The sequence below is a fragment of the Arthrobacter sp. RT-1 genome, assembly GCF_003367205.1.
Lineage (GTDB): Bacteria > Actinomycetota > Actinomycetes > Actinomycetales > Micrococcaceae > Arthrobacter.
The window spans coordinates 379-812 of the sequence record NZ_QRGQ01000046.1; the positions used below are offsets into that span (position 1 = coordinate 379).

Annotated in this window: 1 rRNA gene; it reads right to left on the minus strand. The window is 56.7% G+C overall.

The annotated features are described in order from the left end of the window. Window positions 1-327: 327 nt before the first annotated feature. A 16S ribosomal RNA gene (locus tag DXK94_RS20275) occupies window positions 328-434 on the minus strand; the annotation flags it as partial.

The following is a 434-nucleotide window of genomic DNA, read 5'->3' on the forward strand; positions in this document are numbered from 1 at the left end:
ATGATCGGTGCAGCCAGGAAACCAGAAACACACAAGTACCAGAACCCTCCCTCACAGAAGAGAACCGGTCCTGTTGTCTCAGGACCCAACAGTGTGCCAAACACTACCCGCCAGCAACGACCCAGCCGCTTTCCAGGACACTCACATTCCCGAAGGAAAGAAAGAGCGTCCGTACTCACAAGCCGGTCCGTGCCACCAGGCACCTATTTGTTGATATTCCACCCATGAGCACCCGCCGCAGAACAATCGTCTGCGCAACGGGCTGTACTCCTGACAAACCCCCGCCACCACATACGCGGCAGACAGTGATTTGTAGGTGCTCCTTAGAAAGGAGGTGATCCAGCCGCACCTTCCGGTACGGCTACCTTGTTACGACTTAGTCCCAATCGCCAGTCCCACCTTCGACAGCTCCCTCCCACAAGGGGTTAGGCCAC